Genomic DNA, 23,561 nt, shown 5'->3' with positions numbered 1-23,561 from the left:
CATAGTTTCAAACGAAAGAGTTAAAACAGTTTTTTTAGATAATAAAAAAACACCCAAATCCCTGCTGCCAAGGACTTGAGTGTCTGTAAGAAGTCTTACATTAATTTGTTGTAGAATTCAACGACTAATGATTCGTCGATTTCTGGGTTGATTTCATCACGTTCTGGTAAACGAGATAATGAACCTTCTAATTTTTCATCGTCAAAGCTTACGAAAGCTGGACGACCAACAGCTGATTCAACTGCTTCTTTTACTGTAACCATGTTTTTAGATTTTTCACGGATACCGATAACTTGGCCAACTTCAACTTCATAAGAAGCGATGTCAACACGTTTGCCATCGACAGTTACGTGACCGTGGTTTACTAATTGACGAGCTTGGCGACGAGTTGAAGCCAAACCTAAACGGTAAACAACGTTATCTAGACGACGTTCTAGTAAGATCATGAAGTTAACACCGTGTTTACCTTCTTTGATTTTGCTAGCGCGTACGAATAAGTTACGGAATTGACGTTCGTTTAATCCGTAGATGAAACGTAATTTTTGTTTTTCTGACATTTGCAAGCCGTATTCAGATTTCTTTCCACGGCTGTTTGGTCCATGTTGACCTGGAGCGTATGGACGACGTGCTAATTCTTTCCCTGTTCCTGATAATGAGATACCAAGACGACGAGATTGTTTCCATGATGGTCCTGTATAACGTGACATTAAAAATTCCTCCAATAAATTGTTTTGGAGTAAAATAATCCGTTGAAAAATTCATATCCGTGTAGTTCGTTCTTCAATCTTCACCTTCGCAGCCGCGGTTACACAATTGAACCAATACTGGCAACGAACTGGGGACGGGCTATTATTCTTCTGCTGCATTATTTTACACAAATGTCAGTATAACGGAAAAGGGCAAGCAGAGTCAAGTTCAGGTGTTGCTTTTTTGAAAAAAATGTGTTAATTGTTGGGTGCTGGCAAAAAACGATTACTTTTTTTCAAAGACAGCGAAAAGATTGAAGTGGAATTGCGTAAGAAGCTTTTGCAAATTCTCTGAAACTTCTCTACAATGAAGGAGGTTAAGGATGGACGCGTTGGTTTTTCCGAATCAGCCAGAGGTTGCGGCACCAATGGCACGGTACATGAAGGATCTTTTTCCCTTTTGCGGGGTCAAAAAGCCGCAACGAGCACTATTGGAACGGCCTTTTTTAAAAGAAAGTACCACCTTATCAACGGAAGAGCTGATACAAGAAATTTTTCGCAACTATCGTAAAGAAGAGCGGGAATATCAGTATTATGCGATTGATTTAGCCCAAAAGAACATCACGCGGTTTTCATTGGAGGAACTAAAGGGATTACTTCCATTATTGGGTGAAAAAACTTGGTGGGACAGTATTGATGCGTGGCGTAAGGTGTTTTCAACGTGGGTTCTGGCGCATCCGGCAGAGATTAAACAGGTGTATCATTTTTTCTATCAACATGAGAATTTTTGGTACCGGCGGGTGGCGATTAATCTGCAGCTGATGTTTAAAGAACAAACGGATACAGAATTGTTGACGCAAGCGATCTTGGCGGATCTGACGACGGATGAGTTTTTCATCCAGAAGGCGATTGGCTGGTCATTGCGTGATTATAGTAAGGTGAATCCTGATTGGGTAAGAGCGTTTATGCAGCAGCATTCATTCAGTAAGTTAGCCCTACGTGAGGGCAGCAAATACATATAAATGGAGAGAGATATTTTGGAAAGAAAATTAATCGCACTAGACATTGACGGTACCTTGTTAAGTAGTCAAAGAAAACCTTTAGACAGCACGATGAAGGCGTTGAAGGTTTTGCGTGAGGCTGGACATTTAGTGACTATTGCGACGGGACGTTCCCGCTTGTTGGCTGGCGATGTGATTCATCAGTTAGGTTGTACGAATTACATTATTTGTAATGGTTCCGCTGGATTCTTAGATCATGAGCAGGTGTATAAGCATACCTTAGATCGTGAAGCACTGAGTCGTATGATTGATTTTGCCAGTGAACGGAAAATCGACATTATGCTCTTTGGGTTAGATTCCTTCGGTCGTGTGACCGACTTTGATGGAGAGAAAGTCCGTAATGCGATGTCTTCTTTCGGTCAGCAAGCACCAGAGTATGAACCAGAGTATTTTTCTCAACATGAAGTATACCAAGGCTGTGCTTTTTATGATCAGTCGATGGATGCCGAGTTTGAAGCGGCTTTTCCTGAATTTCGTTTGGTTCGCTGGCATGAAAACAGCGTTGATATCATTCCAAATCCTGGGTCTAAGGCGCAAACGATTTTAGCCTTGGCGAAGAAAGTCGGAATAAAACCAGAAAACATTGTGACCTTTGGTGATGGCAACAACGATATCGAGATGTTGGACTTGGCCGGAACAGGTGTAGCGATGGGAAATGCGGCAAACCACGTCAAAGAAGCTGCCAATCTTGTGACCGATACAAACGATCAGGATGGGATTTACAAAGCTTTACGTCAATTAGAATTGGTACATTAATAGTTAGCCGGCTGAAGAACCGAGAGAACACTGTCTCTCGGTTCTTTATTTTGCGTGTTTCGATCGTAGCAGTCTATGTAAACGTATGATGGATAAATTGTACATGCTGCGGAGAATAGGTAAAATTGATTTCCTTTTTTAAAAACACTACTTATACTAAAACCACTTTAATGTTGTTTATTACTTAATAAAAAAGAATTGAAAATGACAAATTAAATAGATATAAATATTTATTAGACTTTTATTTTACATTTTTATCCATTAATTTAATTTGTTTTTTTAAGTTCTGTCTGTTTCTTGTTAATTTCTTTAACTGTGTTGACGGAAGCGATATTTTCCGTATATCATGTAGGAGATAAGCGTTTTTTTATCAACATTAATATAAAAGGAATTAGGAGGGCGAAACGTGAAAAAGTTTAAAGTGTTTAGCGGGGTAATTTTACTGAGTAGTTTGTTATTAACAATGACTGCCTGCTCTGGCGGCGGGGATGCCGAAAAGACAGAAAAAAAGGAAAATGTTGCACAATCATCAAAGGTTGAAATGAGTGTAGAAAATGGTAGTTACATTATACCCGATGGAAAAAAGGTGGATGATGAGACTGGCTTCTTGGCATTAGATATTAAAGTGAAAAACAAATCAAAAGACAAATTAGATGTCTCCTCGAATGATTTTTCTTTATACGACGAAGAAGGGAAAAAAGTATCGTCAGAGCATGTTTATGATTCCAATGATAATTTTAAAACAATGAGCAGTGAGAGTTTGTCAGAGGACAAGAGTTTTACAGAACCATTGGTATTTGAAGTGAAGAAAGATGCGAAATATGAGTTGCATTATAAGCCAATGTATTATTCAGAGGATGAAAAAGACGACGGAATAGAACTTGAACTGAATACGAAAAAATATAGCGATGACACAAAAGCGGTCCAAGCCTTGGTGGGTCAGTATATCACAAGCGTCTTTTATGGTTCTGACGAAGTGAAAGAAGAGGACAAGAAAGCTGCTGGAAAGCTTGAATTAGCAAATGACTTAGAGACGGAACGTAAGACCTTTAAGGAAGAAAGTATTAATAATTTGAAGGATGATTTCTCAAGGTATGACCCTTCGACAGCTGAGCTGGAAAAAGTCATTACTCAACTGCAGCAAACAAATGCTGAAAAAGGCAAAGTGACTTACAGCTTTAAGGAATTCTTCCCAGAGACGGCAGTTATCTACGTACGCCCAGAAATGGTCTTTTTAGATGATGTCGATACTAAATCAATCACAGATAAGTTCGTAGAGGAAAACAAAGGGAAATACACCGATTACACTAGTGTACGTCGGGATGCTGAGAAATATCTATTACAGGAATTGCCTGGAAAAATCAATGAAGCACCAATCAATACGGATGACAATATGAACGGTGAAGGCTATCAAGTCAAGCTGGAGAAAAAAGATGACAAGTGGGAAATCAATTCCGCAAATGAAAGCCGCAACTATTATTTCAAATCCTTGAAAGCAGCCTTCAGAGGCGGACTTAATGACTAGAAAAAAAGGAATATTGGCACTCTTCGTAGTAGTCGTAGTGATTATTTTCGGATTTGTCAGCTATTCTACGTACAATAATAGTGTGGATGCAACTGTGGATCGTCTTGCGAAGGCATTGCTTAAAAAGGATAACGCAACAATCAAACAGTATATGCCTAGCTATTCAAACAAGAAAAAAATTAGCACAGAGGCACGAACTATTTTTTATCAGCAGCTAAAGAAGCTGAAGAAGGAGCAGGTTGTCGAGCTTTTAAAAAAAGAGGAGAACTTTTTGGTTGAAGAAGGAGCTTCCTTTTTGAAACCCGCCCAAATTTATCCAAAGGCCCGTTTTCTCGTTATTGAACTGCCTAAGGAAACGGAGCTGCGAGCAACGATCCAAAAGCAGGAGATCTCTGGAGATTATGCTGAGGAGTGGAATAAGTATACTTTTGGTCCTTTTCTACCAGGAACGTACAAGGTGTCTTCTGAAATGGCGCATCCAAAATTTGGTTTGAAAAAAACCAAGGAAACAGTCCATCTCGAAGCGGAAGACCAGCGGCTGACAGTGAAAGAAACGAGTTTGTATGAGAACAATCAACCATTTCAAAAGCACCTGTTGGCATCAGTGGTCAATTATTTTGATTCCTTCAATAAAGGCATTCGCGAAGGCTTGAATGTTTCTCAGTTGGCAGCCTCTAAATCCCACAGGGAAACAATGCAACGGAGCTTTACGGAGCTAAAACCCTATTTGAAAAGCTTTGATCAGCAGTTTCAATCGGTCAAGCTCAATTGTGATTCAATCTCGGTGAATGCTGGACAAACCAAGGTTCAACTAGATGTATTTATTGATCTTAAACGTTCGATGCAGTTAGTTGAGGAGGTTGGAATCGATGAAGCGCTGACCACGGATAAGCAAAATGCCATCGCCAATCTGGTTTATGATGAAGAACAGAAAAAATGGCTGGTGGATGAGTTGGATTTCAACACCTATCAGCAAGATCCTGAAAACTGGGAGCACATCCAAAGCTATCGTGCGAAAAGTGAACAGAAGGCGCATTGGAATAAAGAAGAGGCGGCTGAAATAGTTTAAAAGCAAAGAATTGCAGGTGAATGTTGCCTGCAATTTTTTTAATTTTAAAGTTCATTACGTACGATGAATGGAATCTTTTATTTTCAAGCAAAAACAACTATAATAAGACAAGATGCTTAACTAGAGAAGGGGAAAAAAAGTGCGCTTACTATTCATCGGGGATGTTGTTGGTTCGTTAGGTCGGCAGATGTTGAGTGATTATTTACCGCGATTAAAGAAAAAATACCATCCACAGTTGACAATCGTCAACGGCGAAAATGCGGCGGCAGGCCGTGGCATTACGGAAAAAATCTACAAGAAGTTTTTGCAAGACGGGGTTGACGTTGTTACAATGGGAAACCATACATGGGATAATAAAGCGATTTTTGACTTTATTTCTGATGCGAAAAAAATGATCCGACCAGCAAACTTTCCAGCAGGCGTACCAGGCAAAGGTCATTTGTTTGTAAAGGTGAATGAGTTGGAGTTAGCGATCATCAACTTGCAGGCGCGTTCATTTATGACCGATTTGGATGATCCTTTTCGCATCGCTGATCAGCTGATTACGGAAGCGCAAAAACGCACACCGTATATCTTTGTCGATTTTCATGGCGAAACTACCAGCGAAAAACAAGCGATGGGCTGGTTCGCGGATGGCCGCGTCTCAGCGGTAGTGGGGACCCATACCCATGTCCAAACCAATGATGGCCGTATTTTACCAAAGGGCACCGCTTATTTGACCGATGTTGGGATGACTGGGCCGTATGACGGGATTTTAGGCATGAAAAAAGAACCGATCATTGAAAAATTTTTAACGGCATTGCCGCAGCGGTTTGAAGTGATTGAAGAAGGTCGCACGGTGTTATCCGCTTGTGTGATCGACATTGACAAAAATGGCCACGGACAAAAAATTGAAACGATCCTGATCAATGAGGATCGCCCATTTAGAGAATAGAAGCAGAGGGATAAAATGAATCTAGCAAATGAAGCCGCCGTCGAAGCGGCTTTATCTCATTTAACAGCATTATTAGGTGAAAATGAAGTGATCGTACGCTACCAGCAGCTCCAAAAGCGAGTGGCAGAAAACGACACACTTCAGCAATTAGAAGAAGGCATCAAAGCTGCGCAAAAAGACGCGGTCCAGTTTGCCCATTACGGCAAACCAGAAGCCGAGCGTGAAGCGTTGAAAGAAGCAGATCGCCTGACTAAGGAATTCGATCAACATCCATTGGTTGTCGCGTATCGCGAACAGTTATATGAAGCCAATGACCTGCTTCAGCATTTGACCACGATGATCCAAAAAGAAGTGAATGCGGCCATAGAAGCAGATGAAGCTACGAGGGAGGGAGAGCACTAATGCCTCAAAAGACGAAAAATACGCCAATGATGGAACAATACTTGGCGATCAAAGAACAATATAAAGATGCTTTTTTATTCTACCGATTAGGGGACTTTTACGAGCTTTTTAATGAAGACGCGATCAAGGTTTCGCAGTTATTAGAGCTGACTCTGACCAGTCGTAATCGGAATGCGGATGATCCAATCCCTATGTGCGGCGTCCCGCATCATTCTGCCCAAGGCTATATCGACACATTAGTTGAACAAGGCTATAAGGTTGCCATTTGTGAACAAATGGAAGACCCGAAGCAGGCAAAAGGCATGGTCAAACGGGAAGTTGTCCAATTGATCACACCGGGAACACTGATGGAAGGCAAGGGCATCGAAGCCAAAGCCAATAACTTTTTGACTGCTGTCACTCAAGTCAAAGATAAATTCGGTTTCGCCTATGTGGATCTTTCAACTGGTGAATTAAAAACAGCGTTACTGCATGATGAAGAAGCCGTAATGAATGAAGCGACAGCTTTACAAACAAAAGAAATTGTTTTAGGTAGCGAGATACCCGAAGGCCTACAGAAAAACTTAGCTGAACGTCTGGGCTTAGTCTTTTCTAAGCAGGAGACGATCGAAGACAACGCAGAATTCAGCTTCTTGACCGCTGATATCACAGACGAACTAGAAAAAGAAGCGACCGGCAAATTACTGACGTACTTATCTGTCACACAAAAACGCAGCTTAGGTCATATCCAAAAAGCAGAAGAATACCAGCCGGAGCATTTCTTGAAGCTGGACTATTTCTCAAAAACCAACTTGGAATTAACTCGTTCGATTCGGACCGGCAAAAAACAAGGCACTCTTTTATGGCTGTTGGATGAAACGAAAACCGCGATGGGCGGCCGATTATTGAAGCAATGGATCGATCGTCCATTGATCCAGAAGCGTCAGATCAATGCCCGTCAAGCGATGGTTTCTTCCTTATTGAACGCTTATTTTGAACGAATGGACCTGAACGAAACATTGACGAAGGTTTATGATCTGGAACGTTTAGCGGGTCGAGTGGCCTTTGGTAATGTCAATGGCCGTGATCTGGTTCAATTAAAAACATCTCTGATGCAAGTGCCCCAGATCCGTCAATTATTGACTGGCATCAATCAAGGGGAATGGAATGATTTATTGGTAGACATGGAACCAATGGATGATTTAGTGAACTTGATCGAAAAAGCGATCAAGGACGAAGCGCCACTGCAAATCACTGAAGGCAATGTCATTAAAGATGGCTATAGTGAACAGCTAGATCAATACCGTGAAGCGATGACTAATGGAAAAACATGGCTGGCAGAATTAGAAGCGCGCGAACGTGAAGCCACCGGGATCAAAACGTTGAAGGTCGGTTATAACCGCGTATTCGGCTACTATATCGAAATCACGAAGTCGAATCTTGCCAACCTAGAAGAGGGCAAGTACGAGCGGAAGCAAACGTTAGCAAATGCGGAACGGTTTATTACACCGGAGCTGAAAAAATTAGAGACCTTGATTTTGGAAGCGGAGGAAAAATCCGTTGCGCTTGAGTACAATCTTTTCTTAGAAGTCCGAAATGAAGTCAAAAAAGCCATTACTCGCTTGCAGAAACTTGCGAAAAGCTTGAGTGCGACAGATGTCTTGCAAAGCTTCGCGACTGTCAGTGAACGTTATCAGTATGTACAGCCAACGATGGAGGTTGGGACGCATAACCTGCAAATCAAAGAAGGACGTCATCCAGTCGTGGAGAAGGTTTTGGGACATCAGGAATATATTCCTAACAGTGTTCACATGAGTCCTGATGAGATGCTGCTGCTGATCACTGGACCGAATATGTCCGGTAAAAGTACCTACATGCGTCAGCTCGCTTTAACGGTGATCATGGCACAAATGGGCTGCTTTGTCCCAGCGGAAAGTGCTGAGCTGCCGATTTTTGATCAAATCTTTACCCGCATCGGTGCCAGTGATGACTTAATTGCCGGCCAATCAACCTTTATGGTGGAAATGATGGAGGCCAATCAAGCCTTGCGTCACGCGACACCAAATAGCTTGATTTTATTCGATGAATTAGGTCGCGGAACAGCAACCTATGATGGAATGGCGTTAGCACAAGCGATTATTGAGTACATCCACAAAAATGTGAAGGCCAAAACACTATTTTCAACCCACTATCATGAGTTGACGGTGTTGGAAGAAAGTCTGCCTCAGTTGAAGAATGTTCATGTTGGCGCGGTCGAACAAAACGGCGAAGTCGTCTTCCTGCACAAGCTGATGGATGGTCCCGCAGATAAAAGCTATGGGATTCACGTTGCGAAAATTGCCGGGATGCCAACTGAACTGCTTTCACGTGCAGCAACAATTTTATCTGCGTTAGAATCAGATGCGCCTATGCAAAAAAATGTGGAGGTCATTGAAGAAACCGAACAGCTTTCGCTATTTAGCGAAGTGTCAACTGCTGAACTTGGTGTAGTCGACAGTATCAAAAAAGCCAATCTACTTGAAATGAACCCGATGGAAGCATTAAACTTCCTATACGAGTTACAAAAACGGATTTAAACAAGGGGGAATTCGATGGGAAAGATCCAAGAATTATCCGAACGCTTAGCCAATCAAATCGCTGCCGGGGAAGTCGTTGAACGTCCAGCCTCGGTCGTCAAAGAACTGGTTGAGAACGCGATTGATGCGAAGGCCACACAAATTGATATCCTAATCGAAGAGGCGGGTCTGAAAAAAATTCAGATCGTAGACAACGGCGAGGGTATCAGTCAAGACGATGTTGAGAATGCTTTTAAACGTCATGCGACCAGTAAAATCCATAACCGCGATGATCTGTTTCGTATTCGAACATTAGGGTTCCGCGGTGAAGCCTTACCGTCGATCGCCTCTGTTTCTGAGATGACTTTGGAGACGGCGACTGCCGATGAAACACAGGGTTCCTACCTTTTCTTAAAAGGCGGAAAAATTGAAGAACACCGTCCAGCTTCCTTGCGGACAGGAACAAAAATCACCGTAGAAAACCTGTTTTTCAATACGCCTGCGCGTTTAAAATATGTGAAGTCGCTGCAAACGGAACTGTCGAATATTGGGGATATCGTCAATCGGATGGCCTTGAGTCATCCAAACATCGCCTTTCGTCTGGTCCATGACGGTCACAAGATGCTGAGCACCAGCGGCACAGGGGATTTGAAGCAAACCTTGGCTGGAATTTATGGCGTAGCCACGGCGAAAAAAATGCTGAAGGTCGAAGCGAAAGATTTAGATTTCACGTTGAATGGCTATGTGTCATTACCAGAAGTCACGCGGGCCAGCCGCAATTATTTATCGGTGATCATCAATGGTCGCTATATCAAAAACTATGCACTGAACAAGGCAATCATCAACGGCTACCAGTCGAAGTTGATGGTGGGTCGGTACCCAATTGCGGTACTTGAGATTACGATGGACCCGCTACTCGTCGATGTAAATGTGCATCCAACGAAACAAGAAGTTCGTTTGTCTAAAGAAAAAGAATTGATGGAGCTGATCAGTCGCGGAATCGCTGAGAGTCTGCGCCAGATCAATTTGATTCCTGATGTCGGTGAAAATCCCAGCTTCAAACGTAAGGTCGAAAAAATCCAAACGGAACAATTGGACCTGCCGTTAGAGGAGCAGCCGAAGAAAAAGAGTGATTTGAACTATGATCCTAAAACGGGGATTTTTTACGTCGAACCGAAACCAGCAGAGCCCGTCGAAACACCGGTACCATTAAAGGAAGAAATCGTTAAGAAAACGATGGTTGTTCCACTTGAAACAGAACAAGAGAAAGCGACGATCGTGGAAGAAACACCGGAACCGCTGATTGAAGAAGTGGTCTCGGAAGAAGAGCAAGTTTATGAGGAAGCGGCTAATGCCGATCATCCTGAATTTGATCTAAGTACTCAATCAGGTGAAAAGGTGATTGAACAGGCCATCACGAAACTGGAAAATGAACAGCCAAAGGAACGCTTCCCGATGCTGGAATATTTCGGTCAAATGCATGGGACATATTTGTTTGCCCAGAGTAAAGACGGCTTATATATCATCGATCAGCACGCGGCACAAGAGCGGATCAAATACGAATACTTCCGCGAAAAAATTGGCGACGTTTCTGATGATCTGCAGGAGTTGCTGGTGCCATTTGTTCTGGATTATCCCAACAATGATGCTATCAAACTGAAAGAGAAAACCGAATTACTGCAGGAAGTCGGTATTTATTTAGAAGAGTTTGGTCCTAACAGCTTTATCGTACGGGCCCACCCGACGTGGTATCCGGCAGGACAAGAGGAAAGCATTATTCGGGAAATGATCGATATGCTTTTAATCACTGGTTCTGTCAGTGTCAAAAAATTCCGAGAAGCGACAGCGATCATGATGAGCTGTAAACGATCCATCAAAGCCAATCATCATTTGAACGAAGCACAAGCGCGCGTCTTGTTGACGGATTTGGCTCAATGCGAAAATCCCTTTAATTGCCCCCATGGTCGTCCGGTATTGATTCATTTCAGCAACAGCGATATGGAGCATATGTTCAAACGAATTCAAGACCCACACTAGTCTAAAGAGGAGCAGATGTATGACCGTTATTTTAGCTTCACAATCACCAAGAAGACAAGAATTACTCCACTGGCTGATGGCTGATTTCAGCATTCAGCCTGCTGATATTAATGAAGAAGTTAAAGATCAGTATGCACCAAAGGATTACGTGATGGAGATGGCGCGGCAAAAAGCGGCCGTGGTTGCTGCTGAGCACCCAGAAGCGTTAGTAATCGCCAGTGATACTGTTGTTGTACTAGACGAACAGATCTTAGGCAAACCCAAAAGCCGAGAAGAAGCATTCGGCATGCTGAAAAGTATGAGCGGCGGCAGTCATTTGGTTTATACTTCTGTGGTAATTCGTCAGGGGGATCAACTAGAGAAAAAGTTAACTTCCGCTACCGTGACCTTTTATTCGTTGACCGATGCGGAAATCAATCGCTATCTCGATAGTGATGACTACAAGGATAAAGCGGGTGCCTACGGTATTCAAAACGGCGCTGGTGTCTTTGTTGAAAAAATCGAAGGCGATTATTACAGCATTGTCGGTTTTCCCGTTGGTGCAGTGAATCAAATGCTGAAAAAGTTTACTTACTAGAAAAATGACGAAGAACACCGAAACAGAATGGTTCGGTGTTCTTTAGCTTTTCGCAGTAAATCGGATAAACTATGAGCATATTCTTCGAAACTTTTTCTCAACGGGTGTATGCTCAGCGTGTTCCAAGTAAGCTTGAAAGAGGGGAAGAATCATGGAGCAAGAAGAATTGAAAAAGAAACTCTCACCAATGGAATACGCAGTGACGCAGGAGAATGCGACAGAACGTCCATTTTCTGGAAAATATGACGACTTCTATCAAAAAGGTATTTATGTTGATGTCGTCAGTGGCGAACCGTTGTTTTCTTCTAGTGACAAATATGACGCTGGATGTGGTTGGCCAGCTTTTAGCCGTCCAATCGAAAAGCGCGGAGTAGCTGAGAAGGCAGATTTCTCTCATGGCATGCATCGAGTAGAGGTCCGCAGCAAGGAAGCTGATTCCCATTTAGGCCATGTCTTTAACGATGGTCCTCAAGATCAAGGCGGCTTGCGCTATTGCATCAACTCCGCAGCGTTGCGTTTCATTCCAGTCGAAGAGATGGAAGCAGCCGGCTACGGTCAATATAAAGAGCTTGTGAAATAAAGTGTGCCGAGAGATCGGCGCACTTTTTTTAGTGCTTGTCTAGTTGTATTCAGTCGCTAGCGATAATCCCTTTTCAGAAAATGCATGAAATTACAACAAAACTTGGAGAGAGTCGCTTGCTTTTTTCGCTATACTAGAACTATCCTATTTTTAGAAAAGGCGATATGTGTGAAACTATTTAAAGAATTAAGCTTGTTGTTCCTCTATTCTATTGTTGGAGAAGGTGTACGGCTATTTTTTCAGTTGCCGGTTCCGGGAAGTATCATCGGTATTTTACTGTTATTCCTATCCTTTCAGTCAAAACTTTTGAAGCCCTCGGCGATTGAGGATACCGCAAACTTTCTATTGAATCATTTAACGATTCTATTTGTGCCGGCTGGTGTCGGGTTGATGCAATATTATGGAGCAATTAAATATACATGGCCGATTTTGTTAGGCACAGTAGTTGTCTGTTCATTACTCTCTCTCATTGCTGTTGGGAAAACGGCCGAGTTAGTCGAAAAATTCAGTATGAAGAGCGATGAAAAAAAATCACGGCTAATTGAGAAGGTCGAGAATTTGAGAGGTGAAGCGGATGATTTCAGCGCTGGCGAGTAATCCACTTTTTGGTTTAGCTCTTACGTTGTTGATTTATGTGGCAATGGATAAGCTATTAAGCAAAATTACCATTCCTTTCATTAACCCTTTGATTGCAAGTGTAGTCATTATTATCATTTTATTGAAATTTAGTGGGATCAGCTATCAGGAGTACAACAAAGGCGGCAATTTATTTACCATGATGATCACACCGGCGACAGTCGCTTTAGCACTGCCACTTTATCAAAATTTCGATAAGCTGAAGAAATATTTTTTGCCGGTAATTTTGGGAACCTTAGTTGGTGTTGTTCTAAATTGCTTAGTAAGTGTTGGAATTGGTCGTTTGTTCTCGCTGAAACAGGGAATCATTGTTTCGCTGTTGCCAAAATCAGTGACAACGGCGATCTCTGTTGATCTTTCAAATCAGATGGGCGGCATTTCGCCAGTGACTTTGGCGATCGTTGTTTCGACTGGAATCTTCGGTGCTTTAGTCGGAACGAAGATTTTTCAGCTCTTCAATATTCAGAGTCCTGTAGCCAAAGGGATTGCTTTAGGTAGCACCTCTCATGCGATTGGTACGGGTCGAGCGATCGAGATCGGTGAGCTGGAAGGCATTCTTGCTGGACTGTGCATTTGTGTGAATGGCGTGGTGACAGTGATGTTACTGCCGATTTTGTTTCGTTTGTTCGAAGGTCTTTAGTACCAACTCCTTGCGCTCTTTTGCTAAAATGAAGCGTGAAGGAGTTTTTTTATGTACATCAAAGCGCAGGAATTAGAAAATTACGAAAAAGAGGTCTATTTTAGTGTCCGAGTATTGGAGTTGCTGGATAACGGGCAATGGTATAAGAAAAATGATTTGGCTGAAATGCTCAAGTTGGATGTTCGCAGTTTGCAGCGTTTATTAGAGGCTTTGGGTAAACAATATCGTCGTTTTACCGAGACCGATTTACCTTTATTTGAAAGAAAGAGCAACAGTTATCGTCTAGTCATCGCCAATCAAATCATGGAAGAGAATCAGTTTATCGTTGATGTGATTCGACATTCCTTTACCTATCGTTTGCTCAACTTGTTGATCATCGAAAATGCTCGAACGATCAAGGAGCTAAGTGCTAAATTATACCGTAGTGAGTCTACGATCCGTCGCAGATTGAAGGAATTAACCAAAGAATTAGGCCCATTAAACTTAACGATTGAGCGGGGAGAAGTTCTTTTTCAAGCGCCGGAGCCAACCGTGCGAATGTATTTGTCGGTCTATTATTGGCGTTTATTTCGAGGGAAAAGTTGGCCGTTCACCTTGCTGCAGCATGAGTTGGTGGAGAAACTCAGCCTTGAAATCCAACGTTTTTTTCAAGTCGAATTGAATCCGATTAAAGCCCAGCGTTTGGAATATTTAGTCGCGGCGCATTTACTACGTGAGGTCCAGCACCATGCTTTAAAAAAGTCCTTAAAGACGCAGCGAGCCTTGAACGACGATCCACTCTTCAATGATTTTTATCGTCAGTTAAAACCTGTTATGCCCGTTTATTTTCGTAAACAAGTTTCGCTAGGAAATCTTTTCTTAAATTTATTAACACGGGAAGAATATTATCGCGTGCCGGTTATTGCCCAAAAAATTCGCAGCTTATTAGCAAAAGAACCTTTTTCAGTAATCGATGAAGTGGCAGCGATGTCTCTACTTATGGAAAAGAAAATTAATGACAGCACCACATGGGAAAATTTTCAACAATTACACGCTGAAAATTATTTGATTAGCGGCCATTTGTATCACCACCTATTTCCCACGATTCATTTTAATATCAATGGAAAAGCCTTTTGGACACGGATCACACAGCAACAACCCAAGCTTGCGGCCTTCGTTGCTGAGATTTTAGCGGATCAGGGTGGAAGTGAATCAATTTTATTTGGTCGTTACTTATCAGTCTTGCGCCGCTTACCCGAATTGACCGTTCAGCCCGAATTACGAATTTGTCTTCAGACTGATTTGCCGGAGTTTGAGGAAACGATCTTGAAGGAGGATTTACGCCGTTTTCTAGCAAATGATTTTCAAGTAATGTTTACGAATCTATTGCCAGAAAGTGACCTCTGTCTGACTACTAGCTTGCTTTATGAGGAGATAGAGGTTCCAACTTTAACGATTACGCAGGAATTACGAATGACGGATTATTTTGCCTTATTAAGGTTATTACAAGGATTCGGCGGTAAGAGTTTTTAACCGTCGAATTTTGTGCTAGAATAATGAGAACATATGTGCAGTTTATCGGCAGCCTCCGAGACGTGAAAAGAAGGTCTACCTACGGCGGCTTACCTGTCGAAAATTAATTTTCTTATCCAAAGAAAGGAACAATTATGTACGAGTATATTACAGGTCGTTTGACCTTCATCAGTCCCAGTTATGTGGTGCTAGATGTAAATGGGATCGGCTATCAAATCGCGACGGGCAATCCTTATCGTTACAGCAGTAAAATGGAGCAATCTGTGACGATCTATGTCCAGCAGATCATTCGTGAGGATGCGCATTTACTATACGGCTTTGAAACGTTAGCTGAAAAAGAATTGTTTTTACGCCTGCTTTCGGTGTCTGGTATCGGACCAAAAAGCGGGTTGGCGATCATGGCAAACGATGATCATCAAGGCTTGATTCAAGCGATTGAAGCCGGAGATGTGACCTATTTGACGAAATTCCCAGGCGTCGGCAAGAAAACAGCGCAACAAATGGTCTTGGATCTCAAAGGCAAATTGACCGAATTAGTCGAAGACCCAATGTCGCTATTTTATGAAGGCAACGACGACACCGCACTTGCTGAAGCGATGGAAGCCTTGCAAGCGTTGGGTTATAGTCCTAAAGAAATCAAGAAGGTCGAAAAGGTACTGGAAAAAGAAAGTCTGCAAAATACCGACGACTATTTGCGAGCAGCCTTGAAATTAATGATGAAGAAGTAGGAGGACGACTTAGATGGATGAAGAACGTTTGCTTTCACCAGATGCAGATGAGAGTGATAAAAGTTTAGAAAAATCATTGCGTCCTCGTTATCTTGCACAATACATCGGTCAGGATAAGGTTAAGCAAGAGCTTTCGATTTATATCGAAGCGGCAAAAAACCGTCAAGAAGCACTAGATCATGTGCTGCTTTATGGACCGCCTGGTTTAGGAAAAACGACGATGGCAATGGTGATTGCCAATGAAATGGATGTTCAGATTCGCTCTACCAGCGGACCAGCGATCGAACGACCAGGTGATTTAGTGGCGATTTTGAATGAATTAGAACCCGGCGATGTGCTGTTTATCGATGAAATTCATCGTTTGCCGCGGGTAGCTGAAGAGACTTTGTATTCAGCAATGGAAGATTATTATGTCGATATCATGGTAGGCCAAGGACCAACGGCGCATCCGGTACATTTCCCATTGCCGCCATTCACTTTAGTTGGCGCGACGACACGTGCAGGGATGCTGTCGGCGCCATTACGGGATCGTTTTGGCATCATTTCTCATATGGAATATTATGAGGAAGAGGATTTGCGAGAGATCGTGCTGCGGTCAGCCGATATTTTTCAAACGGAAATCGTGGAGGAAGGAGCGGTGGAGATCGCTCGTCGTTCACGAGGAACGCCGCGAATCGCCAATCGTTTGCTGAAGCGTATCCGTGATTTCGCGCAGGTTCAATCTGATGGCGTGATTGATCGCAATGTGGCAGATCAGGCGTTGGGACTGCTGCAAGTTGATGGAGCGGGATTAGATTATGTCGATCAGAAGCTATTGAAGACGATGATTGAACTCTATCATGGCGGACCGATCGGCTTAAGTACATTAGCAGTTAACATCGGGGAAGAGCGTGAAACTGTGGAGGATATGTACGAACCGTATTTGATCCAAAAGGGATTCATCAAGCGAACGCCGCGGGGGCGGATGGCGACACCGTTAGCGTATGAACATTTTAATTACCCTTATCAAGCATAGAAGGTGGAAAAATGGCGGAAGGAAAAGCGACCAAAGAAACATTTGTTCAGGCACTGGTTACTGCGTGCCAAGAAAAAAGTTATGACAAAATTACCGTTCAAGATATCAGTCAAAAGGCCAGCTTGAACCGCCAAACATTTTATTATCATTTTAAGGACAAGGCCGATCTGCTCCATTACGCGTATTATCAGCGAGGGCTACAGTACTTAGTTTCCGATGAGGTGGCTTTAACAAATTGGGAAGAATCCGTTCTTAAAATGTTAAAAGAGATGCAGATTTGTCATCAATTCTATTTGAATACTGTGGAGTCGAAGCCAGAAGTATTAACAAAAGAATTCAATGAATTGGCTCAACGGCTGTTTGTTCGACTGTTTGATGAAGTCGATCAAGAAGGGGAGCTCTCTCAGACAGATAAAGAATTTTATGCCCGCTTTTTAGCCCATGGCTGCGGCGGTATTTTAACTGACTGGTTATTAGCCGGTGCGAATCAACCGCCCATCACTATTGCGGCGCAATTGTTTCGTTTTGCGAAGGATATCGAATTTTTCGCCTATCGGTTGTATGAAAAAGACTGGCATGAGCGTTAAGCTCAGTCCAGTCCATTAACGATATGTTTGATTGGTTCATGATTTTCGAGGGCAATCGCATTTTTTGCGACAATCTCAGCCATTTGGTTACGAGCTTCTACACTGGCATTGCCGATATGCGGGGTTAGGATCACATTCGATAACTCTTTTAACCCTTCGGTGACTTGCGGTTCGAATTCGTAGACATCTAAAGCAGCACCAGCGATTTGTCCGGTTTTTAAGGCTTGAAGCAACGCGGCTTCGTCAATCAGCGGACCACGAGCGGCGTTGATCAGGAAAGCACTGTCCTTCATTTGTTTAAAGGTTTCGCTTGTCAGCAGATGATGTGTTTCTGCTGTTAGCGGTGCATGCAGGGTTAAGATATCTGCTTGCTGAATCAAATCTTCCTGCGAGCAGTAGGTTACCTGTAATTTTTTCGCAAGTTCAGCACTTAAGGCATGGCGCTGGTGATAGAGAATCTTCATTCCAAAGGCGTTCATCATTTGAGCTAAGGCTTGACCAATCTGCCCCATGCCGATGATGCCTAACGTTTTATCCTTTAATTCGTGGCCTAAGAAAAAGAGCGGTGCCCAGCCGTCAAAGCCTTGATCATGCATCAAGCGGTCTCCTTCGACGATTCGGCGAGATAGGCTGATAATCAATCCAGCTGTCAATTCGGCCGTCGCATTGGTAGAGACAACTGGCGTATTCGTTACATAGATTTTTTTCTCTTTCGCATAAGCAATGTCGATATTGTTGAAGCCGGCACCAAAATTGGCGATTAATTTTAAGTTCGACGCAGCATCAATAACGTCGCGGTCGACTTGTGTTGATAGGGGACAAATCAATATTTCACAATCAGCGATGGCTTCAATCAAATCTTTTTTGGAGATTAGCCCCTCGCCCTCATAGACCCGATAATCAAGTCCGGCATCTTCTAATAATTTAGTGCCAAGCTCTGGCAGTTTGGCGGAAAGATAAATTTTACTCATTTACAATCCCTCGTTTCATTTCAATAAATTGACTATAGCACAGGAGGAATGACATGAAAAAGATTCTATTCGTTTGTATGGGAAATATTTGCCGCTCGCCCATGGCAGAGGCGATTTTTCGCGATGCCTTTGAGAAAAAACAGGAGAACAACTTCGACGTCGATTCAGCAGCTACGAGTCGCTGGGAAGTCGGAAATCCACCTCATCGCGGCACGCAAAAAATATTAGCGGAGCATCATATCTCAGCAAAGGGCATGCGGGCTCGACAAGTGACAACTGAAGATTTTTATGAGGCTGATTACATTATCGGGATGGATCAAGAAAATGTCAGCGATCTTCAAGCGATGGCACCAGAAGGAACAGAAAACAAGATTTGTCTTTACTTGGATCGTGTCTCTGAACATACAGGGGAGGGAATTCCTGACCCTTGGTATACCGGAGATTTTGAGGAAACTTATGAATTAATTCAGAAAGGTTTAAACGAATGGTTAACTTTTTTTGAAATGGACTAGATTCCTTGTTTTTTCTTCAAAATTTAAGTAAAATCAAACTACGTAACCATGCTCTTGATAGGAGGAAGCTGAATGACTAAAAACGAGAAGCCTAAGAAGAATTTAATCAAGCTATTTTCGAATTCGTCGTATCGTTTCATCTCGGATTTTTTGAATGATTCTGCTGAAAAACGCGCCCAAGAGCAAGCCAATGAGAATATTTTTCTCAAACTGAAGATGGCCTCTCTACAGAATAGTTTAGTAGTCATTCAAGTTCAGGATGAACATAACGAAGAAAAGTTCCAAACGATCTCAGGCTGGTTGCCCAAAGTAGTCACGAATGATTCGATTGTTATTCGTACCCAGGACAATCAATTGGTGATGTTGACGATTGATCGGATTAAAAAGGTGACAACCTTATCACCAAGCGGCGATCAGGAAAGTATTTCACGATAAAAGTATTTTATACATTTACGAGCAAACAGACATCTGTTATACTCTGAATGTACTAGAAAATAGAATAATACTGTCGCAAAGGGGAGCCCTCGGGCTGAGATTGAGATTACTCTAAACCCTAGTACCTGTTTCGGTTATTCGAGCGTAGGAATTGTGATGAAGTAAAGATATTTACTTCTCCTTTGTGGACTGTATGTTCAAAAGGAGGAGTTTTTTTATGTATAAAACAAGAATTTTAGTGGAAGGAACCGTCGTGGCGGCGTTAGCGTTGGTATTGTCATTCATCCCAACGACTATCGGCAGCAGCTTCACGATTTCATTGGGGATGATTCCGCTAACATTGTTTGCCTTACGTCGGGGATTGAAGCCCGCGCTAATGTCAGCCTTCATTTGGGGCATCTTGCATTTTCCTGCAAGCCAAGTGGTTTATCTTAGCGTCATTCAAGTATTGATCGAATATCCGATTGCCTTTACCTTTGCCGGTTTTGCAGGTCTCTATGCTAAGAAGGTTCAAAAAGCGTTAAGTGAGCAGGATATGGCAAGTGCTCGGAAAAATATTATTTTTGGCACATTCATTGGTACGGGAGCAAGGTTTTTCTGGCATTTTATCGCTGGAGTCGTTTTCTGGGGAAGTTATGCTTTGTGGGGCATGAATCCATGGATTTTTTCATTGGTTATGAATGGTGTCAGCGGAGTTGCAACTGCTGTTGTAACTGCCATTGTGGCGATTATAGTTGCAGAAAAAGCGCCGCAATTGTACTTGCCGAAGGACGGCAATTTGATTCACAAACAAAGTCATCAATAAACAAAAAAAGCATTTGTCCTAAGTTGGCAAATGCTTTTCTTATCGGAATGAAAAGACCGGATCATCATTTTCGACTTCCAAGGACCAAAGTTGCTTGGCACTGTCGTAAGTGATTTCCGCAATCTGTTGTTCTTTTTTAAAATTTTTAGGACTACGCCGCCACCCTTTTTCATCTGATAAAAAGATCGGAATACTGTAAACACGATTTTTTAATTCAGATTGACTGAGGCAAAAAATTGCGCCTTCCTGCAAGATCGGATATAATTCCTTCAATAACTCACCTTCTAAAGGAGCGACTGAAGAGCCTTTGCGGAAAAAAGATCGGCGATCGTTGACTTTTTCCAAGACGATTCGAGTCAATTTGCTAGCTAGGATACGATAGAATTCATCGAGGTAACGATAATACACGCGCATCGTTTCATTCCCTAAGTTGAAGTAGACAAAATTGTTTTGTAACTTATAAAAAAAAGGTGAATGCAGATGAGTCCGCATATGCCCAAAATAGAGCAATTCAGAAATTTCTAATGGAGTTAGTTCCTTCAGCATCGCATAATCATTAAAATCGATCCACTTGCTTCCTTTTGAATGGGTAAAGGCCTTATTATTAAAAAATTGTTGGACTTGATCTGGACTATTAACGATTTTCAAACCTGTATGGGGTTCGTATTCTCCCGCTTCTGCAACTGGATCTAGCAATAACAAATGTTTTGGCTGATGGACGATTCCATCAACAAAATCGCTGGGTGAAAAACCTTTTGAGAGCACAGCATTACTTGTGGAATCAATATATGCAAATAACGTTTCTGGCACAAATTTTCACCCTTTCTAATAGTTGTCACAATTATTTTAACTCAATAATAAAAAAAAAGCTCGTATCTTTTATTTTAAAATTTGATTACAAACCCCTTAAAAACTGCAACATTGAGGCGCTTTTTTAACATTTAAAATCATTTTAATAAATAACGACTTTCTCATCTAATTATTTCTTTTTTTAAATTTTTTTCTATTAAGTGAAAGTAGTATCACAGAGTTTAATAGAATATGATATGATTAGCGGGAGAATGCAGGAGGCTTGAGATGAAGAAAAAAAGAAATTGGCTAATAAATATTTTTCTTTTCTTATTATTGCTAGTAGGTTTGGCTTTGATTTTTAACAATCAGATCAAATATTTTTTGATGCAATATAATGGTGAACGCTATGCCGTAGCGAAAATGGATCGAGCAGAACTCGATAAAAATATGCAAAAAGAAGCGTCATTTGATTTTGATGCGGTTGAGCCAGCAAGTACAGAAGCAGTATTGCAAGCACAATTGAGTAACAAACGACTACCAGTGATCGGTGGGATCGCGATCCCATCCGTAGAGATCAATTTACCGATTTTTAAGGGGTTATCCAATGAGGTGCTGCTTTATGGAGCGGGGACGTTGTCACCCGATCAAAAACTCGGTGAAGGCAACTATGCATTGGCTAGCCATCGAGCAGATCGACCAGGTTTACTATTTACACCGCTTGAAAATGTTAAAGAGGGTGACTTGATCTATTTAACTGATCTGCATAATATTTATACATATAAGACGACACTGAAAGTCCGAGTGCAGCCGACAGAAGTGAAATATTTGGATGTTCAACCAGACAAACAACAGGTAACGTTAATTACCTGTGGTGAGATTGAAGGCGTGACCCGAATTATCGTTCAGGGAGATCTTATAGCCATGACACCTGTCAACAACGCTACCGATCCGATGCGCAAGGCATTTGAGATGGAGCAGCGTACGTATTAAATTATCAAATTTTGAAACAGACCTTTTTCAGAAAGCTTCAAGGCTTGCCTTGAGGCTTTTTGTTGCAACAGGATTTCTGCTATACTGAAATAAATATGCGAAATGAACATACGGTAAAAATCAAGGGAGGAAGCGATGGCGTTAAAGCAAATGTACATGTCAGATGTCTTGGCTTTTTGGGAGAAATTCCAACAGACACAGCTGCTTTTTCCATTTTTTGCCTCTCATGGTCAAGGGCGATCAGCGTTTTTAGCAGCTGTAAAACATGGGGAAGGCTATTGGATACAACGTAAATCCCAATGGCTGCTGGTAGATAAAACCGATGCAGGCGAAGCATGGCATATTAGAAATTTATTGATCTCAATAGATCTTAACTGGCAAACAGCTTTCACGTTATTGGAGAATGCTGCGCGGCAACAATTCAAACGAGTATTGCAGTTAAAACTTGATGCCAACCAAATCCTGCAACAGTGGTTGACTACTCAAGGCTATCAGCTGTACGAGGGTGTTTGGCGAAAGGAACTGATCTATCATACTGGTTTGGTGTTAGGCGGAGGCGGTGCTCGTGGGGCCTATCAAATTGGCGTTTGGAAGGCATTGCTAGAAAAGGACATTCAATTTGAAGTGATTACGGGCACCTCAGTTGGGGGCTTGAATGGTGCATTAATTGCCCAAGGAGATTATAATCAAGCGTTAGCTTTGTGGGAGGAGATCGAAACTGATAAGGTTTTAGATATCACCTTTAAGGAAGTAGAGGAATTAGATTTTTCGGCACAAATGGATCAGTTACGGACATTTGTGCGTACGTCATTCCGCCAACGCGGGATTTCTTCAGCCCCTCTTAGGCGTCTATTAGAGCAACATTTGGATGCCGAAAGGGTTCAAGGAGGTTGCCCCTTTTATGTCGTTGCGACAAAGGTTCCAGCCTTTCAAGAAGTAATTGTTTCACTGAATGAGTGCCGCGACGAGGAGATTATTGATTGGTTGCTGGCGTCTGCATCCTTTTTCCCGATGATGGCAATGGCTAAAATCAAGAATGAGCTGTATGTCGACGGCGGCTATCGCAATAATTTGCCAGTTGATATCGCTTTGCGAAAACCGATTACGGAAGTGATTATTGTCGATGTTCATGGTCCTGGAATAGACAAAAAGTATCGCTTACCAGACGAGGTTGCAGGTCTAGTGTTGGCAAGTCCATGGAGTTTAGGGGATCTTCTGCTATTCCATAGTGCCCGTTCCTCGGAAAATATTGACTTGGGCTATTTGGAGACGAAACGGGCATTAGGCGAGCTGAAAGGCTATCGCTACTTCTTCAGTTGTAAAGTAGATTTTGAAGCGATAACGAGAAATTTTTTACGGTACCTTAAAACCGAGGTTTCAATTGATTTTGGGGCTCTCTATCTAGAGCTGAAAAAGTTTTTTCGTCAAGACATACCGATAGAACGGGTAAGTTTAGCATTCATGGAATTTTTTGCCTATTGGGTGAATGTTTCGCCAGTCCGTGTTTTTACACCGCAGGAATTTATTGAAACGATCCTACGGCAATTTGAGATGCCAATCAAGTTGAATGGAAATTATTCAGTCCAGGAGCAAATTGAAGATTTTATTGAGAATCATAATATTTTTTCGGATTATTATCAGGTTTTACAGATTTATCAGCTGGAGGGACCTTTGGAGACGATGTACCGTCGTTGGCCGATACCGACCATGCTGGCACTCTTTTTTAAATACATGCGAAACGGCTATCTCATTAATGACCTGTATAATGAGAAGTAGC

General features: G+C 42.2%; 24 protein-coding genes and 1 riboswitch. Of the genes, 21 read left to right on the top strand and 3 right to left on the bottom strand.

The genetic code is table 11. The annotated features are described in order from the left end of the window. Window positions 1-95: 95 nt before the first annotated feature. A complete protein-coding gene (gene rpsD / locus IGI44_RS14740) occupies window positions 96-707 on the bottom strand; it encodes a 30S ribosomal protein S4 (RefSeq protein WP_016181608.1) in 612 nt (203 codons plus the stop codon). Between the two features lie 362 nt (window positions 708-1,069). Here rpsD and IGI44_RS14735 point away from each other — a divergent pair, with 362 nt between their 5' ends. The 16 genes from IGI44_RS14735 (at window position 1,070) to IGI44_RS14660 (ending at window position 17,279) form a co-directional block, all read left to right on the top strand. Then, window positions 1,070-1,708, top strand: coding sequence for a DNA alkylation repair protein (locus tag IGI44_RS14735; RefSeq protein ID WP_438788497.1), 639 nt, complete (start codon window positions 1,070-1,072; stop codon window positions 1,706-1,708). Between the two features lie 15 nt (window positions 1,709-1,723). Further along, a complete protein-coding gene (locus IGI44_RS14730) occupies window positions 1,724-2,503 on the top strand; it encodes an HAD family hydrolase (RefSeq protein WP_438788496.1) in 780 nt (259 codons plus the stop codon). 406 nt (window positions 2,504-2,909) lie between these two features. Beyond that, a complete protein-coding gene (locus tag IGI44_RS14725) occupies window positions 2,910-4,028 on the top strand; it encodes a DUF4352 domain-containing protein (protein WP_438788495.1) in 1,119 nt (372 codons plus the stop codon). Beyond that, on the top strand, window positions 4,021-5,097 hold the full coding sequence (locus IGI44_RS14720) for a hypothetical protein (RefSeq protein ID WP_438788494.1): 1,077 nt from the start codon (window positions 4,021-4,023) through the stop codon (window positions 5,095-5,097). Before IGI44_RS14725 ends, IGI44_RS14720 begins: the two co-directional genes overlap by 8 nt. Before the next feature lie 139 nt (window positions 5,098-5,236). After that, window positions 5,237-6,031 (top strand): TIGR00282 family metallophosphoesterase, encoded by a 795-nt coding sequence (locus IGI44_RS14715; RefSeq protein WP_438788493.1) that lies wholly within the window; start codon window positions 5,237-5,239, stop codon window positions 6,029-6,031. A 15-nt stretch (window positions 6,032-6,046) separates the two neighbouring features. Further along, the gene (locus tag IGI44_RS14710) at window positions 6,047-6,433 is read left to right on the top strand and encodes a YlbF family regulator (protein ID WP_438788492.1); all 387 of its coding nucleotides are present in this window, start codon (window positions 6,047-6,049) and stop codon (window positions 6,431-6,433) included. Then, the gene (gene mutS, locus IGI44_RS14705) at window positions 6,433-8,988 is read left to right on the top strand and encodes a DNA mismatch repair protein MutS (RefSeq protein ID WP_438788491.1); all 2,556 of its coding nucleotides are present in this window, start codon (window positions 6,433-6,435) and stop codon (window positions 8,986-8,988) included. The genes IGI44_RS14710 and mutS overlap by 1 nt, the downstream gene beginning before the upstream one ends. Before the next feature lie 15 nt (window positions 8,989-9,003). Beyond that, window positions 9,004-11,004, top strand: coding sequence for a DNA mismatch repair endonuclease MutL (gene mutL, locus IGI44_RS14700; RefSeq protein WP_438788490.1), 2,001 nt, complete (start codon window positions 9,004-9,006; stop codon window positions 11,002-11,004). Window positions 11,005-11,023: 19 nt separating this feature from the next. Next, a complete protein-coding gene (locus IGI44_RS14695; RefSeq protein ID WP_438788488.1) occupies window positions 11,024-11,581 on the top strand; it encodes a Maf family protein in 558 nt (185 codons plus the stop codon). A gap of 151 nt (window positions 11,582-11,732) precedes the next feature. Then, on the top strand, window positions 11,733-12,161 hold the full coding sequence (gene msrB / locus IGI44_RS14690; RefSeq protein WP_216409547.1) for a peptide-methionine (R)-S-oxide reductase MsrB: 429 nt from the start codon (window positions 11,733-11,735) through the stop codon (window positions 12,159-12,161). A 168-nt stretch (window positions 12,162-12,329) separates the two neighbouring features. Next, window positions 12,330-12,758 carry a CidA/LrgA family protein gene (locus IGI44_RS14685; RefSeq protein ID WP_438788486.1) on the top strand — a complete coding sequence of 143 codons (429 nt, stop codon included), beginning with the start codon at window positions 12,330-12,332 and terminating at the stop codon, window positions 12,756-12,758. After that, window positions 12,739-13,437, top strand: a complete 699-nt coding sequence (locus IGI44_RS14680) for an LrgB family protein (RefSeq protein ID WP_438789006.1) — start codon at window positions 12,739-12,741, stop codon at window positions 13,435-13,437. Before IGI44_RS14685 ends, IGI44_RS14680 begins: the two co-directional genes overlap by 20 nt. A 51-nt stretch (window positions 13,438-13,488) precedes the next feature. Beyond that, window positions 13,489-14,949 carry a helix-turn-helix domain-containing protein gene (locus IGI44_RS14675; RefSeq protein ID WP_438788484.1) on the top strand — a complete coding sequence of 487 codons (1,461 nt, stop codon included), beginning with the start codon at window positions 13,489-13,491 and terminating at the stop codon, window positions 14,947-14,949. A gap of 134 nt (window positions 14,950-15,083) precedes the next feature. Beyond that, entirely contained in the window at window positions 15,084-15,677 is a 594-nt protein-coding gene (gene ruvA, locus IGI44_RS14670) for a Holliday junction branch migration protein RuvA (RefSeq protein ID WP_438788482.1), read from the top strand. 13 nt (window positions 15,678-15,690) lie between these two features. Beyond that, window positions 15,691-16,692 (top strand): Holliday junction branch migration DNA helicase RuvB, encoded by a 1,002-nt coding sequence (ruvB, locus tag IGI44_RS14665; protein ID WP_438788481.1) that lies wholly within the window; start codon window positions 15,691-15,693, stop codon window positions 16,690-16,692. A gap of 11 nt (window positions 16,693-16,703) precedes the next feature. Next, on the top strand, window positions 16,704-17,279 hold the full coding sequence (locus IGI44_RS14660; protein WP_438788479.1) for a TetR/AcrR family transcriptional regulator: 576 nt from the start codon (window positions 16,704-16,706) through the stop codon (window positions 17,277-17,279). 2 nt (window positions 17,280-17,281) lie between these two features. Here the strand turns inward: IGI44_RS14660 and IGI44_RS14655 are convergent, their stop codons facing one another. Further along, window positions 17,282-18,250 carry a 2-hydroxyacid dehydrogenase family protein gene (locus IGI44_RS14655; protein WP_438788478.1) on the bottom strand — a complete coding sequence of 323 codons (969 nt, stop codon included), beginning with the start codon at window positions 18,248-18,250 and terminating at the stop codon, window positions 17,282-17,284. Between the two features lie 53 nt (window positions 18,251-18,303). Between IGI44_RS14655 and IGI44_RS14650 the strand changes: the two genes are divergently transcribed. The 3 genes from IGI44_RS14650 to thiT all read left to right on the top strand — a co-directional run bounded on the left by IGI44_RS14650 (window position 18,304) and on the right by thiT (window position 20,002). After that, window positions 18,304-18,762, top strand: a complete 459-nt coding sequence (locus tag IGI44_RS14650; RefSeq protein WP_438788477.1) for a low molecular weight protein-tyrosine-phosphatase — start codon at window positions 18,304-18,306, stop codon at window positions 18,760-18,762. Window positions 18,763-18,834: 72 nt separating this feature from the next. Beyond that, entirely contained in the window at window positions 18,835-19,197 is a 363-nt protein-coding gene (locus IGI44_RS14645) for a hypothetical protein (RefSeq protein ID WP_438788476.1), read from the top strand. A gap of 69 nt (window positions 19,198-19,266) precedes the next feature. Then, a riboswitch (TPP riboswitch) is annotated at window positions 19,267-19,365 on the top strand. Window positions 19,366-19,414: 49 nt separating this feature from the next. Continuing rightward, window positions 19,415-20,002 (top strand): energy-coupled thiamine transporter ThiT, encoded by a 588-nt coding sequence (gene thiT, locus IGI44_RS14640; RefSeq protein ID WP_438788475.1) that lies wholly within the window; start codon window positions 19,415-19,417, stop codon window positions 20,000-20,002. A 39-nt stretch (window positions 20,003-20,041) separates the two neighbouring features. Here thiT and IGI44_RS14635 read toward each other — a convergent pair whose 3' ends face one another. Then, window positions 20,042-20,812: a hypothetical protein gene (locus tag IGI44_RS14635; RefSeq protein WP_438788474.1), complete on the bottom strand. Its 771-nt coding sequence runs from the start codon at window positions 20,810-20,812 to the stop codon at window positions 20,042-20,044. A 267-nt stretch (window positions 20,813-21,079) separates the two neighbouring features. On the opposite strand from IGI44_RS14635, the gene IGI44_RS14630 reads away from it, so the two are divergent. Beyond that, a complete protein-coding gene (locus IGI44_RS14630; protein WP_438788473.1) occupies window positions 21,080-21,784 on the top strand; it encodes a class A sortase in 705 nt (234 codons plus the stop codon). Window positions 21,785-21,919: 135 nt separating this feature from the next. Further along, complete coding sequence (locus IGI44_RS14625; RefSeq protein WP_438788472.1) at window positions 21,920-23,560, top strand: patatin-like phospholipase family protein; 1,641 nt, start codon at window positions 21,920-21,922, stop codon at window positions 23,558-23,560. The last annotated feature ends 1 nt before the right edge of the window (window position 23,561 follow it).

Source organism: Enterococcus sp. DIV0756 (assembly GCF_051710745.1).
Classification (GTDB): domain Bacteria; phylum Bacillota; class Bacilli; order Lactobacillales; family Enterococcaceae; genus Enterococcus_A.
The sequence above is the reverse complement of the archived record's forward strand: the minus strand, read 5'-3'. Positions and strand labels throughout refer to the sequence as shown.